The organism is Leptolyngbya sp. ST-U4 (assembly GCF_039962215.1).
GTDB lineage: Bacteria > Cyanobacteriota > Cyanobacteriia > Elainellales > Elainellaceae > Leptolyngbya_A.
The window spans coordinates 27,744-46,694 of the sequence record NZ_JAMPKZ010000022.1; the positions used below are offsets into that span (position 1 = coordinate 27,744).

The 18,951-nt window shown below is 51.4% G+C and carries 11 protein-coding genes; 8 read left to right on the top strand and 3 right to left on the bottom strand.

Annotation, left to right across the window (positions count from 1 at the left end):
* Positions 1-27: 27 nt before the first annotated feature.
* The 3 genes from NDA02_RS21895 (at position 28) to NDA02_RS21905 (ending at position 6,290) form a co-directional block, all read left to right on the top strand.
* On the top strand, positions 28-2,451 hold the full coding sequence (locus NDA02_RS21895; protein ID WP_190793206.1) for a 3-hydroxyacyl-CoA dehydrogenase/enoyl-CoA hydratase family protein: 2,424 nt from the start codon (positions 28-30) through the stop codon (positions 2,449-2,451).
* A gap of 44 nt (positions 2,452-2,495) precedes the next feature.
* On the top strand, positions 2,496-3,677 hold the full coding sequence (locus NDA02_RS21900) for an acetyl-CoA C-acyltransferase (protein ID WP_190793211.1): 1,182 nt from the start codon (positions 2,496-2,498) through the stop codon (positions 3,675-3,677).
* A gap of 204 nt (positions 3,678-3,881) precedes the next feature.
* A complete protein-coding gene (locus tag NDA02_RS21905) occupies positions 3,882-6,290 on the top strand; it encodes an acyl-CoA dehydrogenase (RefSeq protein ID WP_348255885.1) in 2,409 nt (802 codons plus the stop codon).
* A 129-nt stretch (positions 6,291-6,419) separates the two neighbouring features.
* Here NDA02_RS21905 and NDA02_RS21910 read toward each other — a convergent pair whose 3' ends face one another.
* The 3 genes from NDA02_RS21910 to NDA02_RS21920 form a co-directional block, all read right to left on the bottom strand.
* On the bottom strand, positions 6,420-7,679 hold the full coding sequence (locus NDA02_RS21910) for a cysteine desulfurase-like protein (RefSeq protein WP_190793208.1): 1,260 nt from the start codon (positions 7,677-7,679) through the stop codon (positions 6,420-6,422).
* Positions 7,676-8,392 (bottom strand): 2OG-Fe dioxygenase family protein, encoded by a 717-nt coding sequence (locus tag NDA02_RS21915; protein ID WP_348255887.1) that lies wholly within the window; start codon positions 8,390-8,392, stop codon positions 7,676-7,678. The genes NDA02_RS21910 and NDA02_RS21915 overlap by 4 nt, the downstream gene beginning before the upstream one ends.
* Before the next feature lie 536 nt (positions 8,393-8,928).
* Positions 8,929-9,156, bottom strand: coding sequence for a hypothetical protein (locus NDA02_RS21920; RefSeq protein ID WP_199296594.1), 228 nt, complete (start codon positions 9,154-9,156; stop codon positions 8,929-8,931).
* A 151-nt stretch (positions 9,157-9,307) separates the two neighbouring features.
* Between NDA02_RS21920 and NDA02_RS21925 the strand changes: the two genes are divergently transcribed.
* The 5 genes from NDA02_RS21925 (at position 9,308) to NDA02_RS21945 (ending at position 18,863) form a co-directional block, all read left to right on the top strand.
* A complete protein-coding gene (locus NDA02_RS21925; protein WP_348255889.1) occupies positions 9,308-10,483 on the top strand; it encodes an MFS transporter in 1,176 nt (391 codons plus the stop codon).
* A 217-nt stretch (positions 10,484-10,700) separates the two neighbouring features.
* A complete protein-coding gene (locus NDA02_RS21930) occupies positions 10,701-10,994 on the top strand; it encodes a helix-turn-helix transcriptional regulator (protein WP_190794643.1) in 294 nt (97 codons plus the stop codon).
* Between the two features lie 329 nt (positions 10,995-11,323).
* The gene (locus NDA02_RS21935) at positions 11,324-11,506 is read left to right on the top strand and encodes a hypothetical protein (protein ID WP_190794642.1); all 183 of its coding nucleotides are present in this window, start codon (positions 11,324-11,326) and stop codon (positions 11,504-11,506) included.
* 59 nt (positions 11,507-11,565) lie between these two features.
* Entirely contained in the window at positions 11,566-14,943 is a 3,378-nt protein-coding gene (locus tag NDA02_RS21940; RefSeq protein ID WP_190794641.1) for a GAF domain-containing protein, read from the top strand.
* Complete coding sequence (locus NDA02_RS21945; RefSeq protein WP_190794640.1) at positions 14,889-18,863, top strand: PAS domain-containing protein; 3,975 nt, start codon at positions 14,889-14,891, stop codon at positions 18,861-18,863. Before NDA02_RS21940 ends, NDA02_RS21945 begins: the two co-directional genes overlap by 55 nt.
* The last annotated feature ends 88 nt before the right edge of the window (positions 18,864-18,951 follow it).

The window sequence follows — 18,951 nt, forward strand, 5'->3', positions numbered from 1 at the left end:
ACTCATTGCACAGGAGGCATTTGACTCATGTTCCAACCTTTTCAAACGGTCGCTGTTTTGGGCGCGGGAGTCATGGGCAGCCAGATCGCAGCCCACCTTGCAAATGCAGGGCTAACCGTCCATCTTCTGGATCTGCCGGGATCGGAGGCAAACAAAAACGATCGGGTTGAAGCTCTGTTTAAGAAAGCACTCAAGCTTTCACCCCCAATCTGCTTCACCGGAAAGATAATTCACAGAATCACGCTGGGGAACTATGAGGAACACTTTCATCGTTTGAGCGGAGTCGATTGGGTGATTGAGGCAGTGATCGAAGATCTCCAGATTAAGCAACAATTGATGGAACGTCTGGAGGAGGTGATTCGCCCGGATGCGGTCGTCTCCAGTAATACGAGCGGATTAAGGATTGGGTCGATAGCCCAACATCGCTCTCTCTCCTTCCGTAAACGCTTTCTCGGCACTCATTTCTTTAATCCTCCCCGCTACCTCAAATTACTGGAACTGATTCCCACCGCTGACACCGATCCGGCTGTTGTGGAGTGCGTCCAGTGGTTTGCTGAGATGCATCTGGGCAAAGCGATCGTCCACGCCAAAGATACACCTAATTTCATCGCCAATCGAATTGGTGTATATGTCACGATGCTAGGTCTACAAGCCTGGACTCAGCAAGGATATACCATTGAGGAAATTGACACGCTCACTGGAGCGCTGATGGGCAGACCCAAATCTGCCACCTTCCGCACCGCCGACCTGGTGGGACTCGACACCCTGCTTGCGGTTCTGGAACACCTCTACCCCGCCCTACCAGACGACGAGAGCCGCGAAATCTTTCAGGTTCCCGAGATTCTGCGAAAACTGGTTTCTACGGGGACGCTGGGTGCGAAATCAGGACAGGGATTTTACAAGAAACAGCAATCTCAAATTCTCTCCGTCAACCCGGTGACGCTGGCGTATGAGCCTGCACAACCGATGAACCTGGGGGACAACCTGAAAGCGATTGCCAAAATTCCTGACCTGCACGATCGCCTGCGGGCACTGTATGACGATTCTAGCCGTGCGGGAGACTTCTTCCGCCAAACCATCCTGAACATCCTGACGTACAGTGCCCGTCGCATTCCAGAAATTGCCGATAGTCCCCTGGAAACCGATCGGGCGATGCGCTGGGGCTTTGGTTGGGAACTGGGCGTGTTTGAAATCTGGGATGCGCTGGGTTTCCAGCGGATACTCACCGCTCTGCAGACAGCACACCAGTCAATTCCAGATTGGGTTCTCCAAATGGCGGAGGCAGGGAACGATCGCTTTTATCAGCTCGAAAAAGCACCGTTATCCGATGCTCAAGTTTCCGCCCCGGTTCCCCAGATCTCGCCGTCACAACAGTGGCAGGTGTATCAGCCCAGTAATCAGCCCAGAGGTCAATATGTCCCAATCCCTTCGCCCGTCGATGAGATCAATCTATCCATGCTGCGAAGCGACCCCAAACGGGTTGTCTGGCAGAACGCGGAAGCGGGATTAATCGATCTGGATGATGGCGTTTTGCTGTACGAGTTTCGATCGAAGGGCAATACGCTGAGCTTTAAAGTGATAGAGGGATTAACCGAAACGCTACGAATTTTAGAAAGTGATGACAACGTTAAAGGAGTCGTGATCGGCAATGAGAGCGATAATTTCTCAGGAGGCGCAAATTTAGCCGAGATAGGAATGCTCGCGCAGTCAAATCCAGCAGCGATCGCTCAACTGATTGAACAATTTCAGTCTACCCTTCAGCGTCTCCACTACGCGCCTAAACCGATCGTTGCTGCAATTCAAGGGCGAGTGTTGGGGGGCGGCTGCGAACTCGTAATGGCTTGTCCTCAGGTGGTTGCTGCCGCAGAGACGTATATCGGTCTGGTTGAGCTGAGTGTAGGACTGATTCCCGGTGCGGGTGGCATTATGCGAATGGTGGCACGGGCAGGCGAACGAGCAGCTACCGCTACACCGGGACATGTTCAACCTTTCCTTCACAACGCCTTCGAGACGATCGCCACTGCCAAAGTTTCTAATAGTGCGGAGGAAGCAAAAGAGCTAGGATTTTTGCCGCCCACGGCTCGAATTGTGATGAATGGCGATCGCCGCCTTGCCATTGCCAAAGCAGAAGTCCTGCACCTCGATCGCATCGGTTATCTTCCTCCCCCCCGACAGCCTGCCATCCTGGTTGCAGGACGCTCAGGACAGGCAATGCTAGATCATGCCGCCTACGTGTTTGAACAAGCAGGGTACGCCAGCGAATACGATCGCTACCTGGCAGAACGATTGGCCTATGTGATGACGGGAGGAATGCTCTCGGCTCCAACGCAGGTATCCGAAGAATATTTGTTGCGGCTAGAGCGAGAAACATTCTTGCCCCTCCTCGCGCAACCCAAAACTCAAGAACGGATTGCTCACATTCTTAAAACGAAAAAGCCATTAAGAAATTAATCGTTCAACCAATCCTTGATGATTCCAAAGAGGACGCGAAGATGATGGAAACAGCTTATATCGTCAGTAGTGTACGAACTGCGGTTGGTAAAGCGCCTCGCGGTACGCTGCGAAATATGCGGCCAGATGACCTGGGGGCGATCGCCGTTGAAGGTGCTCTGAATGCAGTCGAAGGGGTGGAGCCGAAGGATATCGAAGACGTGGTTTTTGGCTGTGCCTTTCCCGAAGCAGAGCAGGGCTTCAACCTGGGACGAATTGTTGCTCAACGCGCAGGACTCCCCGATTCTGCGGCTGGCGTCACGGTCAACCGCTTCTGTGCCTCTGGGCTACAGTCGATCGCCTTAGCATCCCAGTCGATTGCGATGGGACAGGCAGATGCGATCGTGGCGGGAGGGGCTGAATCGATGAGCCTGATTCCAATGGGGGGACACCTGATTGCTCCCAATCCGGATCTGATTGACAACACTCCTCAGGTTTACACCACGATGGGTTTGACCGCTGAAAATGTAGCGCAACAGTACGGTGTTTCTCGTGCCGACCAGGATGCCTTTGCGCTGCGATCGCATCAGCGGGCAATTGCCGCCAACCAGTCGGGCAGGTTCGACGAGGAACTGGTCCCGATCACGGTTCAAACCACCCAGTATCACGAGGGACAGGTGCAGTCCAGCGAAATGGTTTTATCTCAGGATGAGGGACCGCGCCGCGATACGAGTCTGGAAGCCCTGTCTCAACTGCCGACAGCCTTTAAGGTCGGGGGCAGTGTGACAGCAGGTAACGCATCGCAAATGTCTGACGGGGCAGCCGCCACACTCCTGCTCAGTCAGCGCAAGGTCGAAGCGTTGGGTTTAAAACCGCTGGGACGCTTGCTCGGATTTGCCGTCGCGGGTGTTCCTCCCGAAATGATGGGCATTGGTCCTGTTGTCGCCATTCCTAAAGTCCTGGAACAGGTGGGACTCACGCTAAATGACATCGGCTTGATTGAATTGAACGAAGCGTTTGCCGCTCAATCTCTCGCCGTCATTCGCAAACTAGGCTTGAACGAAGACATTACCAACGTGAATGGTGGGGCGATCGCCCTCGGACATCCCCTGGGCTGCACCGGAGCCAAACTCACTGCTACCCTGCTGCACGAAATGAAACGCCGGGGGGTGCGCTACGGGTTAGTGACAATGTGCGTTGGAGGCGGCATGGGTGCTGCGGGCGTTTTCGAGAATTTGATGGCGTGACAGCAGACCATTGGTGCGATTTCACCAAGTCTGAACGTTTCAGCGCAGATGCCCTGTCGTGACAGTAATACCAAATCCTCAACATAGGGTTACAGAAGATTGACAAGGGCGGCTTAGAGATAAGGGCAATTCGCGAGCCGCCCCCACCGGATCTGTAATCTCACTTCAGGGAATCGGTATAGCCCTTATCTGGGGAAAACAACTATGATTTCATTGCCATTCACAATCATCATTTCTGTTTTTTTACTGTTCATTTTGGGATATTGGGGTGTTTCACTCTGGTTGTGGTCGATCTACCTCAGTCTTGTTCTTTTTGCATTCGCTTCGCCGATCTGGCTATGGGGAGTTTGGGCTATTGTTGCAGTCATTCTCAATGTTCCTCTGTTACGACGGGCTTTGATTAGCACACCGATTTTGCGGGGAGTGCGATCGCTCCAACTTCTGCCCCAAATCTCCGAAACCGAGCGGGCTGCCATTGATGCGGGCACTGTTTGGATTGAGGGCGAGTTTTTCTCTGGGCAACCAAACTTCCAGCGCATCCAGCACCAGCCTTATCCAGAGGCAAGCCCCACACTTCAGGCGTTTCTCGATGGTCCTGTAGAGAATGTTTGTCGCATGGCAACCGATTGGGAGATTCATCGCCGCAAAGACTTGCCGCCGGAGGTCTGGCGTTATCTCAAACAGGAAGGCTTTTTGGGGATGCTCATTCCTCAAAAGTACGGTGGATTGGGCTTCTCTAATCTCGACTACAGCACGATTATGGTGAAGCTCGCCTCTCGCTCTTTTATCTATACCGCGACCGTGGGTGTGACCAATTCGCTGGGACCCGCTAAACTGCTGCTCAACTACGGCACTGCCGCCCAGAAGGAATACTACCTGCCGCGACTGGCACGGGGAGAAGAAATTCCCTGCTTTGCCCTGACCGAACCGACCGCCGGTTCTGACGCTGCCAGCATTACTTCTCAAGGCACGGTGTTTCGGGGAGAGGATGGCAAGTGTTACGTGCGGTTGAATTTCCGCAAACGGTACATCACGTTGGGGGCGATCGCCACTCTGATTGGACTCGCCTTTAAACTCCATGATCCCGACAACCTTCTAGGCAAAGGCCCTGATATTGGAATTACCTGCGCCCTGGTTCCCGCCAACACGTCTGGTGTGATTCTCGGTAAACGCCACGACCCAATGGGCGTTCCCTTCTACAACTCTCCGATCGAAGGACAGGACGTTGTTATTTCTGTAGATCAAATTATTGGTGGTGTCGAGCAGGCAGGGCAAGGTTGGAAGATGCTGATGCAATCGCTGGCGGCAGGACGGGGCATCAGTTTTCCTGCGAGCTGCACAGGCATCGCTAAATTCGTCACCCGTGTCACCAGTGCCCATGCGACGGTGAGGCAACAGTTTGGCTTGTCGATCGGACGATTTGAGGGTATCGAGGAGCCGCTCGCTCGCATTGCAGGCATCACCTATCTGCTGGAAGCTGCCCGCGTTTATACCTGTGCTGCGGTGGATCAGGGCGAAAAGCCGTCGGTGGCGTCCGCGATCGCCAAATATCAGTTCACCGAACTTGCTCGCAAACTGGTCAACGATGGCATGGATATCCTGGGTGGTGCGGGAATTTGCCGGGGACCGAGAAATCTGCTGGCGAACGTTTACAGTGCCATGCCGATTCCCATTACCGTTGAAGGCTCTAATATCCTCACTCGCACCCTAATGATCTTTGGTCAGGGGGTAATTCGTTGCCATCCTTATCTCTATGCCGAAGTCAAAGCCGTTCAAGAAAATGACCCCGTAGCATTCGATCGCCTGCTGTGGCAACATCTCGGTTTTGTTTGCAGAAATATCTTTAGAACATTGCTTTTAAGTCTTTCGCGAGGGACGATCGCCCGCTCTCCAATTCCCGGACCCACCGCTCGCTACTACCGCAAACTCACCTGGATTTCTGCCCAATTCGCCCTGCTCACTGACCTTGCGCTGCTCTGCTTTGGGGGCAGTTTGAAACGTCACGAAAAAATCACTGCACGCTTTGCTGACATCGCCTCATGGCTATACCTCAGCGTTGCGACCCTACGGCGTTTCGAGGCGGAAGGACAACAGCCCGAAGACCTACCCCTGGTCGATTGGTCTCTGCAATACAGCCTGATGCAAATCCAGCAAGCGATCGAGGGGATCTGGAGCAACCTGCCTATCCTCGCAATGGTTCGCGCCATCGTTCTAATGAGCTGTCGGCTCAATCCCGTGGGGCAGCCTCCTCTCGATCGTTTGGGAAGCCAAATTGCTCAGCAAATCCAGAAACCGGGTTTGGAACGCGATCGCCTGACTGCCGGAATTTACCTTCCCACTCACCCGGACGAAGCATTGGGACGTTTGGAACAAGCCTTTGTACTCTGTACCCAGGCAGAAAGTGCGACCAAAACTCTGAAAACTGCCATTCGCAAGGGTCAGTTTACTGCTCATTCTTCCGAATCGCCTTTCTCCGATCCAGCATTGAATGCGGCAGCCGAGGCTGAAATCATTTCCGCGATCGATGCCCAGTTCATTCGTGTTGCCGAAACGGCTCGTCAGGCTGCAATTCAAGTCGATACCTTCACGCTAGCAGAATATCAACTGCTGTAGCGAGCAAATGCTTTGCTTAAAATTTAGGGCGTTGCTGAATCGAACACGGGATCAAAAGTCCCCCCTGGGGTTGGGGGGCATATTCATCGCCTGACTCAGCAACGCCAAATCCTGTTTATCGATCCAACCTCATGCCGCAACCGGATGCACTGCCAACTCGTGCAGGGTATGCAACAGACGATAAATTTCTTCTGGCGTGTTGTAGTGGGTACAGCCAATTCGCAGCAGTCCTCCTCTTGCCTCCAGTCCAAGGTGCTGAATCAAATTCAACGCATAGAAATGACCGTGCCAGGCGAAAATACCTCGGTCGCCCAAAGCTCCTGCCAGTTCAGCCGGGGAATATCCTGCCAAGCGAAAGGCAATGGTGGGAGTTCGCCAGACAAAATGGGCTGGGTTCTGGATGCCATAAAGCGTGAGACCCGGAATCTCTAACAGGTGAGGAATCAGAGAGTCGGAGAGCGATCGCTCATATTCTTGAATGGCAACCATTGCGGTCATCAAAGCCTGGCGGCGATCGGTTGCAGTGGAGATGATGCGGCGACCCAGTTCAGCTAAATAATCAATACAAGCAACGACACCAGCCAATCCCTCAAAGTTCAGCGTCCCCGTTTCCCAGCGACAGGGCACTTCATTGGGCGCAGGCAAGACTTTATAAGGATATAGCCGAGCCAAGTGTTCTCGTTTGCCGTAGAGGATTCCCACATGGGGGCCGAAGAATTTGTAGGCAGAGCAAACCAGAAAATCGCAGTCTAGCGATCGCACATTGATTAAACCGTGGGGCGCATAGTGAACGGCATCCACAAAGGTCGCAGCACCGACAGCATGAGCCAGCTTGATAATCTGAGCCACATTGTTAATCGTGCCTACCGCATTCGAGGCATAGCCGATCGCCACCAGTTTGGTTCGAGGTGTAATCTGCCGTTCTAAATCGACTAAATCCAGCGTGCAGTCTTCTAGATGAATATTTGCCGTGCGAACGATCACGCCTCGTTCTTTTAGTGCCAGCCAGGGGGAGACATTGGCATCATGATCAAGTTGCGTGACCACGATTTCATCCCCTGCTTGCAACAACCGCCCAATGGCACGGCTGATGGCAAAGGTAAGGGTCGTCATGTTGGCTCCAAACACGACTTCACCCGCATCGCAACCCAAGAAATCAGCCACGGCAGCTCTCGCCTGGTTCACCAAAGCATCGGTGTAAACACTTGTAGCAAATGCCCCATGCTGATTGGCATTCGCGGTCAGGAGATAGTTAGTGATCGCATCAATGACTCGCTGAGGAACTTGAGTGCCCCCAGGTCCATCCAGAAACAGAACGGGGTGTCCGTTGATCTGTTGCCGCAAAGCGGGAAACTGAGCGCGAATCCAACTGAGATCAAGCACTGTCATAGCCTGCTTTCCTCTGATACTTCATCCGGTGGAAATAGCCCTGGGCAGGTCAATACAAAAACATCTCTTGTCCCTTGTCCATAGCCGATCGCCTTCACTGGGGAGGTGTAGTGAAAATATTGATCGTCCTTAAACACCAAAAATTCTCCCGGATGCAGCACTTTACTAAATACGGGCTGTTTGTCTTGCTTGTTCTGGTAAAGATGAGTTTCACCACCGCGAATATTGTGGCGATCGACCGAGAAAATGCCAACCAGATCCACCCCATCCCGATGAATGCCTTCAGGCGCAGGATTGCCCATCTTTTGAGCCGATGCGACCGTCCGAATCTGATGCACGCCAATCTCTTTGTAGGGCGAGCAAAGCTGGCAGAACTGGTAAAATTCCCAAACTAATCGCTGAAAGACTTCCTGCTGAATCAGTTCATCCTCTAGCTCGGCATACTCTCGAACCACGTCCCCCAGGAGTGGGTTATACTGCCGACTCTGAAATAGACGACGATGGGGCTGCTGAATTAAGCGATCGCCATCGATCTTGAAGTGCGAAAGTCGCCGGAACCGATACCCGCCCTCCAGGTAAGGATCGGCAGGTAAATGAGCGAAAGAAGGCTGGAGCTGCTCGACATCAATCGCCGTTAACATTTCCAGCACATAGCTTGCCAGACAGTTTGCTTCTGGCTTAATAAATTCTTGAGGCTTAGAGAGATTTAACATTGGATTCAACTGCCTTGCTTAAATACAATTGCGGCAGCAAAATGATCTGCCATTGACAAAAGTAGGCGAATACAGTGAATGATTGAAAAATGAATGGAATGATTGAGAAATGAATGAAAAAAAGATAGAACCGATCAAGCTCTAAAGAATTTTTCTCGAAAGGCAACCAATAAGGTTTATAAAGGTTTGTAGCGATCTTGTAGTGGTACCCTAAACAGTTTTGTTTGAATTATTTTGTTCGCATTGAGCCGAACAAGTTGAACGATGCAAGAGGCAACCTTAGCTCTTAATGCCAACTCTTCCTTTGTTGACTCTTCCTTTGTTGACTCTTCCTGATGTCAGCTCTCCCTGATGTTGGCTTTTACTTAAAGAAGAGAGTTTAGCTGTACCAGTCCAATACTGATTATTGTAATTAGATTTCTGTCGATCGTCGATCCCCAATCGGTTAGAGGCCGGTTTTCATCAATTGGTCGTAGTCGGGGTAACGTCAGATTCCAGTGTGACTAAGACAGCCGATTCTGGAAAACGGCATGATTCTAGTTGCCAGAGTTCTTGAGCAGGTCGGCTTCGATCGCTCCCGGTTCGTAGGCTGACCAGTAGCCAAACCAGAATGCGAGTTTGACGAATACAGGCATCACCCCCATTACGCTGGGCGTTTTTTCAATGCCAACCCAGGTTTCACTCAGGCTGGCAACCCAAATTGCCATGTTCACCTCGCGCTTCATAATGAGCGATTCACCCTGGTGAACATGAACAACTTGCACTCATTCTGTGTATAAATTTGATTGATGTAATCGCTGAACGATCTTAGAATAGCGGTTTCATTTTCGTCAAAATGCCGATCGTAGCCTGCTTTCCCGATCGACTCTACTATCCTATCGCTTCCCAGTCTCGTTACCCTCCACGCCTTCCATCATGTTTAACCCAGCCAATCGCACTGTTCTTCTACTTGCTCTTTGTCAGACCCTAGCAATGACAGGCAGTACGATTCTCTTTATCACTTCCGCCCTGATCGGACAATCGATCGCCTCAGACAAATCCCTTGTCACATTGCCACTGGCTCTCCTTCAAATTGCCACCATGATCGGCACGATCCCGGCTTCTCTTTTAATGCAGCGAATTGGTCGGCAAAAGGGATTTATGTTGGGGGTGCTGCTGGGGTTGGCGGGCGCAGGTTTGGGGCTATATGCGATCGTTTCTCGTCAGTTTTTCTTGTACTGCATTGCGACGATCGTGTTTGGCAGCTTCAACAGCTTTGTTGGGTTTTACCGATTTGCGGCTGCCGAAGCGACAAGTGAAGCCAACCGATCGCAGGCGATTTCCTACGTGATTGCGGGAGGCGTCATCGCGGCTGTGGCTGGACCTCAGCTTGCAAACTGGGCAAAAGATTGGCTTCCCAATGCAACCTTTGCTGGCTCCGTTGGAATCCTTATTCTTCTACAAATTGCAGCTTTTATGCTGCTCACGGGGGTCAAGCTGCCCCGCCCCGAACGATTTGAACAGCAAAAGGGACGACCGATCGGGAAAATTATGCGTCAGCCTGTGTTTATGGTGGCGGCAGTGGGCAGTATGTTGGGCTACGGCGTGATGGCGTTTGTGATGACCGCAACTCCCCTGGCAATGGTGGCAGCAAATCATCCGTTTCACGATGCGGCAAATGTGATGCAGTGGCACGTTCTGGGAATGTTTGCGCCGTCGTTTTTCACAGGCTCACTGATTGCCCGATTTGGAGTGCTGCAAATGATGGCGACCGGAGCAGTCTTGAGCCTGCTTTGCATTGCCATTAATTTAATCCAGAACGATTTGCTGAGTTTTTCGATCGCCCTCACGCTCCTCGGCATCGGCTGGAATTTCCTGTACATCGGCTCAACTACACTCCTGACCCAGGCATATCAGCCTGAAGAAAAGGCAAAAACCCAGGCAGCCCACGACTTTCTTATGTTTGCCTTTGTCGCAACGGTTACGCTCCTGGCAGGCAGTGTATTTGAGCATCAGGGCTGGGGTGCAGTGAATTGGGGTGGCGTTCCCATGATGCTGCTGGTTTTGGGAGCAGTCTACTGGCTAAAGCGACAGCCGCTCAAACAGGTGTAATTTCTAAAAAACATCCCAATCCTCGATCGTAGGGAATTGAGGTCAAGTCGGGGTCATTCGCTAATTTCAAGATGGACAATTCACCTTTCTTTCTACAACATGCAAACTCGATAATTTTAAAATTCTTCTATCGTAGGGTAGAGACTGACTACGACCTGGTAGGGAGATAATTCGGCTGTAACATCTGTTATATGCTCCCCATATCTGCTCTCTAATTATGAAAGCTCCCATTCAAACCATTTTGCTGCCGAAAACTTCAATGTTAGAGCAGCCTCAGGTTAGCCAGTTAATTCGAGAACTGCGCCAGCTCACGGCTTGGACTCAGGAAGAGCTTGCTGTCGCTTTAGGTGTTGCCTACGGCACGATTAATCGCTGGGAGAACGGACGAGTTCAGCCCTCCATGCTTGCCCTTAAACAAATTTACGCCGTTCTTCAAGACATCAACCAATCTGCAATTCAGGAGGTGCGGGAACAGAGTCAGCAGCTTTTAGAGAAATATTTTGCTGCTTAACTTTAAGAACTCTCTTGCGTAGCAAACTTCTGAGCAGCGTCTATTGTTGAGTGCCCAAGAGCTGCTTTAAATTTCCCTAGAAGTGTTATCTTTCAGGCAAAAGAAACAGGGTTTGACCGAGCTTTAAGGCACGCCCTTGCAGGAATGTTAGTAAGGATAGAACGATGACTAGTCAGGCGATCGCCTCAACACTGAAAGGTTCTTCTTGCAGTTGGTTCAACCAAAAGCGATTTGTCAGGTTGGAATGCCAGACCTAGATGGTGATAGGTTGCCGCGTCAAGTTCGTAGCCGTGAGGCTTCGCGAAGCAACTTGCGTCCTTTAAATCGACTTGCATCCTTCAAATCGGGGAGGAACAGTTCCAGCGATCGCGTTGACCGCCTATGCTGGAGAAATCGATCAACAGCAAGCCTTTGCGGCTGACTTGCAGCGACACATTACCCAGCTTGGGGAGCCAGAGCCATGGGTGGAAGCGATCGCCTTGGTCGATCCGAAACCTCATCGCCCGACCTGAGCTAAGTAAAACAACCATGCCTCTTCTTGATAGTCCAATTTCTGTCTGCTGACCTTCCCATGACTGAACCCTTCACCACTCCTGCAACCCCCACCCCCCAATCGGTGATACCTCCGGATGAAGCAAAACGATTGGAAGCACTGCGTCGCTACAATATTCTAGACACGCCGCCCGAAGCTGCTTTTGATCGCATCACCTCACTTGCGGCACAGGTGTTTGATGTACCGATCGCCCTGGTTTCATTGATTGACGAGTCGCGGGGATGGTTCAAGTCCTCCTATGGCTTTAAGCTCCAGGAAGTTCAGCGCGATGACACGATTTGCAGTTTGGCACTGTTATCAAATCAGATTCTCGTCATTCCCGATACGCGCCAGGACGATCGCCTTGTTTGCAATCCTTTTGTTCAGAGTGAACCGGGCTTGCGATTTTATGCGGGTGCGCCCTTGATAACCCATGATGGCTTTAATCTGGGAACACTTTGTCTGCTTGATACCAAGCCTCGCGAACCGCTCACGGAAAAGCAGGAGACAATGCTGCTGGACCTTGCAGCAACGGTGATGGATGAACTGGAGCTTCATTTGGCAGTTCGTAAAGTGGCTCAAATCGATGCGGCACTGCTGGAGGTGACTCAGGGGGTTTCTGCAGTGGTGGGGGATGCTTTTTTCTCAGCCCTGGTGCAACATCTGGCGAAAACGTTGGGTTTTGACTATGCCTACATCGGACTGGTCAGCGGCAAGCAGCAGGAAACCATTCGCACGATCGCTGCCTGCGCCAAAGAGCAGCTGATCGACAATTTTGAATATTTATTAGAAGGAACCCCTTGTTGGGAGGTACTTCAGCAGCGAAAACTATGCTGCCATTCCCACAGTGTTCAGACCTTGTTTCCTGACGCACCGCTTCTAGAACCGCTGGGAATAGAGAGCTACATTGCAGTTCCATTCTTTGATGCAGCAGGAGTTCCGCTCGGCTTGCTGAGCGTGATGGATGGAAAACCGATCGCCAATGTTCAACTGGCAGAATCGCTGCTGACCATCTTTTCGCTCCGAATTACCAGCGAACTAGAGCGACAGCAAATTGAGACAGTCCGACAGGAAACCCAGCAAGATTTAGAACATCTGGTCGAACAGCGAACGATCGAATTGTCTCAGACCAACGAACAGCTTCAGCGAGAAATTACAGAGCGACAGCAGGCACAGCTGGCACTAGAGAAAGAACGGGAAGTTCTCAGGGTGCTGCTGGATACGGTGCAGGCAGGCATTGTCGCCTGTAATGCTGAGGGAGTTTTGACGCTGTTCAATCAGGCAGCGCGAGAATTTCATGGATTGCCCGAAGAACCCCTACCGCCGGACCAGTGGGCAGTACGCTACAACCTCTATCGACCCGATGGCAAAACTCTGCTGCCCAGAAATGAGATTCCGCTGTTTCGGGCAGTGCAGGGTGAAACGATTCACAATGCTGAAATGGTAATCGCGCCCAAAGGGGGAACCGCACGAACGCTCCTTGCGAGTGGACAGGTCATTATCGATCGCCAGGGCAAGAAACAGGGCGCAGTCGTCGTCATGCATGACATCACCGATCGCAAACAGCAGGAAGCCGAACGCGCCCAACTCCTCCGGCAGCAGGTTCAAGAGCAAACGGCGCGTCTAGAAGCGGAAGCTGATCAGCGCAAAGCCGCATTTCTTTCAGAAGTCAGCACGGTGCTGGCATCTTCTCTGGATTATCAGCAAACCCTACCGCAGGTCGCGAACCTGATCACCCCGTTTTTTGCCGATTGGTGCGCGATCGACTTACTGCAAGACAACTCCGTTCAGCGCGTTGCGGTGGCTCACCGTGACCCAGCAAAAGTGAAATTGGGCTGGCAAATTCATCAGCAGTTTCCCACCCAAATGGATGTTCCCCACGGAGTGGCAAAGGTGCTGCGAACGGGCAAGTTAGAGATGGCGGCTGAAATTCCTGATGCGGCACTGGCGGCTGCGGCTCAGAATGCTGAACATTTGCAGATTTTACGCGAACTCGGTTTAAAGTCTTGCATTATCATGCCCCTGATCGCACGAGGACAAATTTTAGGCGCAGTTTCTTTTATTACCGCAGAATCCGATCGCCGTTACCAGGAGGCAGATTTGGTTCTGGCAGAAGACATTGCCCATCGGGTGGCGATCGCCATTGATAATGCGAATCTCTATGAGGCAGAGCGCACGGCGAGAAGCACAGCGGAGGCGGCAAATCGCGTCAAGGATGAATTTCTTGCCATTTTGTCCCATGAGCTGCGAACGCCTCTTAATCCCATTATGGGTTGGACGAAGCTGCTGCGGAGCGGTAAATTAGATGCGGCTAAAACGGCTCATGCTCTGGAAACGATCGAGCGCAACGCCCAACTTCAGATCCAACTCATTGAAGACCTGCTCGATGTCTCACGAATTTTGCAGGGCAAACTCAGCTTAAAAATAGCTGCGGTTGATCTCGAATCCATGATCCAGTCTGCGCTGGAAACTGTTCGACTGACAGCAGAGGAAAAGTCAATTCAGCTAGATACAAAGTTTGATCTGGCGATCGGAGAAGTTTTAGGGGATGCAATTCGGCTTCAGCAAGTGGTTTGGAATCTGCTCACTAATGCGATTAAATTTACTCCCAGAGGGGGGCGAGTTGAGGTGAAATTATTATTTATTGCTGACGGTTCGTTATCCCTAAAAGACAAATCACAAACAACAGACGAAGAACAGATCGGTTATGCCCAGATCGAGGTGCAGGATACAGGCAAGGGAATCAGTCCTGACTTTTTACCGCACGTCTTTGAGTATTTCCGGCAAGCTGATTCGTCTACCACGCGCAACTTTAATGGTTTGGGGCTGGGGCTGGCGATCGTGCGAAATTTAGTGGAATTACACGGCGGGACCATTTCAATCAATAGCCCCGGAGAGGATCAAGGAACAACCTCCACAGTGAGACTACCGCTGAGGAGCAGAGCAAGCAGCAAGACAAAGCCCGAAACTCATTTACCTCCCCTTGCTTTGGACAGTCAGCCTTTGCAGGGAGTTCAGATTTTAGTCGTGGATGATGAACCAGATTCCCGCGCTTTAGCGGTTTCGATTCTGGAAGAAGCAGGCGCAATTCCTACTGCTGCGGGTGATGCGATCGAGGCACTGGCAATCCTTGCCCACAGCAAACCCGATGTGCTAGTCAGCGATATCGGAATGCCAAACATGGATGGCTATACCCTGCTGAAGAAAATTAGACAAATGCTGCCAGCACAGATGATTCCAGCAATTGCAATCACCGCTTATGCCGCAGAAATTGACCAGCAACAAGCAATTCGTGCAGGTTTTCAACAGTACATGACAAAGCCGATTGAGCCAGAAGAGTTTGTCAGGGCAATTCGCACACTGTGCAATTCCAAAGAACCCGCAGCATTGGTAAACCGGAGGCAAGAACAGCCATGAGCACGACAGGGGCAACGAGTCTGTCAACAAATGAACAGGACTTTTTAGAATGCTTCGGGGATGGCATGGCTGCGCTCGATCGCGAGTGGCGATTGACTTACCTCAATCGTAAACAGGCGGAGTGGTTCGACCTGCCCAAGCAGGAGGTACTGGGCAAAACGATTTGGGAAGTTTGTCCTCAGTGGACTGTTCCTGAGATGCAAGGACAGCTTCAGCAGGCGATGACTCACCAAACCCCGGTTCAGGTTGAGTACTGTTGCCCCAAGCGGCAGGGCTGGTTTGAGCTGCGGGTTTATCCATCCCCGAGCGGAATTACGGTTTTAACGATCGATATTACAGAACGCAAACATAGGGAAGAAGCACTGCGGGAAAGTGAATTGCGGTTTCAGGCATTCATGAACCACTGTCCTGCTTCGGCTTGGATTACCAGCGAATCCGGGCAACTGCTCTATCTCAGTCCGTTTTACTTAGAAACTTTTTCTTGCGACCAGGATGCGGTTGGGAAATACGTCGCTGACCTTTTTCCGCCGGAAACTGCTCAACAATTTTTACAGAATGATCAATACGTTTTTGAGACAGGAGAAGTTCTGCAAACCGTGGAGTATGCTCCTGGTTCTGATGGCAGCGTCAAGAGTTTTTTAGTGAGCAAGTTCCCGATGAAGCATCCATCCGGAGAGAAGCTCCTGGGTGGATTTGCGGTCGATATTACTGAGCAAAAACGCATCGAAGCCGCCCTTCAGGAGCGGGAACAGCACTTGAAGATTGCCCTTCGCACCGCCAAGCTCGGCTCCTGGCAGCATGATTTAATGACCAATACGCTCATCTGTTCTGACCAGTGCAAAGCCAACTTTGGGCTACCGCCCGACGCTGAATTTACCCATGAAATCTTATTCGCTGCGCTGCATCCAGACGATCGCGATCACGTTCAAGCTGCAATTCGGCGATCGATCGAAGAACGGACCGATTACGAAGTGGAAGAACGCTGTTTTCACCCGGATGGTAGCCTGCACTGGCTGATCGCACGGGGCGGATTGATCTGCGATGAGGGTGGAAATCCTATTCGTCTGGTCGGAGTGACGCTTGACATCACAGAGCGCAAACAGTTTGAGGAATCTCTTCAAGAGGCGAATCAAAAAGTTTCTGAGATTCTCGAAAGTATTACCGATGCGTTTATCACATTTGATCAGGACTGGCACTATACCTATGTCAATCAGGAAGCTGCCCGATTATTGGGAAAATTGCCGGAAGAATTGTTAGGCAGACGCTGGCAGGATGTTTTTCCAGATGTCGTGCAACAAAAAACGATCTTTGCTCAGCAGTTTCAGCGAGCGATGGCTGAACGGGTTACAGTCCACTTTGAAGGCTTTTCTGCGGCAGCCAATCGTTGGTTGGAAGCTGCCGTTTTTCCAGCGGCAAACGGAATCGCAGTATTCTTTCGAGACATTGGCGATCGCAAACAAGAAGAACAGCGCAAAGCCCTTCAGTACAGCATTTCTCAAATTCTCGCGGAAGCAACGACCGTAGCGGGTGTTGTTCCAACGCTCTTGCAAACCATCTGCGAGGCATTAGGGTGGCAGGTGGGCATCATTTGGAGCCTTGATCACGCTGACGCTAGTTTGCACTGCATGCATAGCTGGTTTAGTGGAGCTGAACTGGCGGTCAGGGCGAATCCGTTTATCGAAGCCTGTCAGCGTGCCGCGTTTGAGTTTGGGCTTGGACTTCCGGGTCGCATCTGGAAAAGTCGCCAGTCAGCCTGGATTCCTGATTTATCGCGGGACAGTAATTTTCCTAGACTGGCAGCAGCTTCCGACGCAGGATTACAGGCTGGATTTGGCTTCCCAATTTTGCTGGCTGATGATTTTTTTGGAGTGATTGAGTGCTATAGCGATCGGACTCAGGAACCCGACGAAGACTTACTTCAGCTCATGACAGCGATCGGCAGACAAATTGGGCAATTTATGGAGCGTAAGCGGACTGAAGCAGCATTGCGCGAAAGCGAGGAGTTATTCCAGAGCTTTATGAACAATAGCCCGGTTGCTGCATACATTAAAGATGAATCAGGACAGTACGTTTATGTCAATGCGGTGATCGAACGACTGTTTGAACATCCTGCCTCGGAACTGGTGGGACGTCGCGATACAGATTGGTTTCCCTCTCAGGCGATCGAGCAGATTCATGCAAATGATGCGGCAGTGTTCGCGCAAAACCAGGCACTCCAGTTTCTTGAAACCGTGCCCTTTGGCGAGCAGGTTCGTCACTTTATGGCATTTAAGTTTCCGCTCCGAGATGCTTCTGGTAAAAGGCTTCTAGGAGGAGTATCAGCAGATATTACCGATCGGGTTCAGGCAGAAGCGTTCCTTCGGCAGCGTGAAGAAGAATTGCGCGTCATTACAAACACGGTTCCGGTATTGATTTCGTTTGTTGATGCGGATCAACGCTACCGCTTTAATAGCCAACGCTATCAGTCTTGGTTGGGACAATCGCCCGCTGAAATTCAGGGTCAATACCTTTGGAACGTGCTGGGTGAAGCAGCGTATACCGCAATCCGTCCTTATGTTGAGCAAGCTCTATCGGGTCAAGCGGTGACGTTTGAAAGTGAGATTTCCTATCAAGACGGCGCAACCCGCTACATCAGTGCCAGCTATATTCCCCAGTTTGACGAGCAGCAAGTCACGGGATTTGTGGCGTTGGTAAGCGATATCAGCGATCGCAGGCAGGCAGAGCAAGAACGTGAACAGCTATTAGCCCGCGAACAAGCAGCACGAGAACAAGCGGAAACGGCAAATCGGCTGAAAGACGAATTTCTCGCCATCCTGTCCCATGAGCTGCGATCGCCCCTCAACCCCATTTTGGGCTGGACAAGGCTTTTGCGATCGCGTGAGTTTGCCCCTGAAGCCCGCGATCGGGCACTGGAAACCATCGAACGAAATGCCAAACTGCAAACTCAACTGATTGAAGACCTGCTAGATGTTTCTCGAATTCTGCGGGGAAAGCTGTTGCTTGATATGCAGCCCGTTAATCTTGCAATGGTGATTGACTCGGCATTAGAAACCGTTCGATTGGCGGCAGAAGCAAAAGGAATCGCCATTCAAAAGCAATTACCAGAAATAACCGTCTGTGTGAGTGGAGATTCGAGCCGTCTACAACAGATTGTCTGGAATTTGATTTCGAATGCGGTCAAATTTACCCCCACTGGTGGACAGGTCAACGCGACGCTAAAACGGCTTGAGAATGAAGCGATCATTCAAGTAAAAGATACAGGAAAAGGCATTGCTGCTGCATTTCTGCCCCATGTGTTTGACTACTTCCGTCAGGAAGACAGTACCACAACTCGTAAATTTGGGGGGTTGGGGTTGGGGCTGGCGATCGTGCGCTACCTGACCGAACTGCATGGCGGCACAGTTGAAGTCGAAAGTGCAGGCGCAAATTTGGGAACCACGTTTACTGTTCGATTGCCGTTACTTGCACACTCAGGCAAGGCGGTCAACTCGCAGCAAAATGGCGACTCAGATTGGACAGAGCGATCGCTTCTGGCAAATCTCCGAATTCTAGCAGTGGATGACGAAGCTGATATGCGAGAGCTCTTAGCCACCATTCTCACGGGCTATGGTGCGGAAGTTGAGGTCGTGAGTTCGGCTCAAGCAGTACTGGCTGCGCTCGATCGCACCGTACCCGACGTTCTCATTAGCGACATTGGAATGCCTGACATCGATGGCTATGCCCTGATACAGCGAATTCGCATGCAACCACCCGAAAAAGGGGGAAATGTTTTAGCTGTTGCCCTGACTGCTTACGCCGGGGAAATCAATGAACAGCAGGCACATCAGGCTGGGTTTCAGCAGCACATTGCGAAGCCCGTGGAACCGGAGGAATTAGGAAAAGCAATTGTCAACTTATTGGCAAGGCAGAGCAATCGCTGAACCGAGACCCGGTTGAGTCACGACGCTGGCACTTACGTAGGCTGACAGCATTAGCAATTTCTTTGTAGGTTTCCCCTTGCCAGAAGCC